This is a genomic window from uncultured Leptotrichia sp. (genome assembly GCF_938036635.1).
Classification (GTDB): domain Bacteria; phylum Fusobacteriota; class Fusobacteriia; order Fusobacteriales; family Leptotrichiaceae; genus Leptotrichia; species Leptotrichia hongkongensis.
In genome coordinates, this window is the sequence record NZ_CALHQO010000496.1 from 1 (window position 1) to 1362 (window position 1362).

General features: G+C 35.6%; 1 protein-coding gene. It reads right to left on the reverse strand.

What is annotated here, in order from left to right; all coding sequences use genetic code 11:
* On the reverse strand, nucleotides 1-1319 hold a 1319-nt coding region (locus Q0370_RS10040; protein ID WP_299575267.1), incomplete at its 3' end, for a YifB family Mg chelatase-like AAA ATPase.
* Between the last annotated feature and the right edge of the window lie 43 nt (nucleotides 1320-1362).

The following is a 1362-nucleotide window of genomic DNA, read 5'->3' on the forward strand; positions in this document are numbered from 1 at the left end:
TTTTTTATATTTTCCTGCCCATCTAAATCTGCTATTGTTCTTGAAATTTTTAGTATTTTGTCGAACATTCTGACTGACAATTTTAGATTGTCGATGGCGGCTTTCATAATTTCTTGGCTTTCCTTGTCAATTTTGCAATATTTGTTTAATTGCTTTTTGTTCATATCCCTGTTTAGCGTATTTGAATTAAATCGCTGTTTTTGGATCTCTCTGGCTTTTATTACTCTTTCTTGGATGTCTTTTGATTTTTCTGAAAGGGATTCATCAAAAATTTCATCTTTTTTCAGCTGGTGCATTTCCACGTACAAATCCATTCTGTCGAGAAACGGACCTGAAAATTTTTTCTGATAACGTTTTATTTCGTGTAAACTGTCGTTGCATAGTGGATTATCGGGAAAGTAGCCGCTTGGAGTCGGATTTGAAGCCGTTATCGTGATATTTTTTACAGGATAAGTTACGCTGAAATTTGCTCTGGAAATGACAATTTTTCCATCTTCCAGAGGCTGCCGCAGCGCTTCTAGCGTTTTTCCCTCAAATTCTCCAATTTCATCCAGAAAAAATACTCCGTTTAGTGCTAATGTTATTTCTCCGACTCTGTTTGCACCGCCTACAAGTGCCACTTGCGTTGCTGAATAATGGGGTGCTCTGAATGGTCTTTTGCGGATTATTGGTTCTTTTTGGCTAAGCATTCCTGAAATGCTGTAAATTTTGGTTGTTTCGATTATTTCTTCTTCTAGCATGTCAGGCAAAATTGTATTAAATCTTTTAGCAAGCATTGATTTACCTGAACCTGGGTCGCCTATTAGAAACACGTTGTGTCCACCGGCTGCTGCGATTTCTAAAGCCCTTTTTGCCATAAGCTGCCCTTTTACATCTGAAAAATCAATGGCTTCTTCTGGCTTCTTATCCTTTTCAATTTTTGAAGTATCCATTTCAACGGCTTTTTTGCATAAAGTTTCCACATCAATTTTTCCATCTAGAAAGTCCAGAAGTTCGCTAATTTCATTAACTGGAATAATTTCTGCTCCTGAAATCAGCTTTGCTTCGTTATAGTTTTCCATTGGAACGATAACTCCTTTAAAGTCAGTTTCTTTTGCTAAGATTGTGGCATTTATTGCTCCATTTATTGATTTTATTTTTCCATTTAGAGAAATTTCTCCCAAAATTAGGTATTTTTTTAATATTTCTATATTTGAAATATGTCCTGTGTTGGCAAGAATGCCTAAAAATATACTTAAATCAAAATGACTTCCTTTTTTTCTAATATTTGCAGGCGATAAATTTACTAGCACACGCCTGACTGGGAACTCAAATCCCACATTTTTAAAGCAGCTTCTAATTCGCTCCTTACTTTCTGAAATG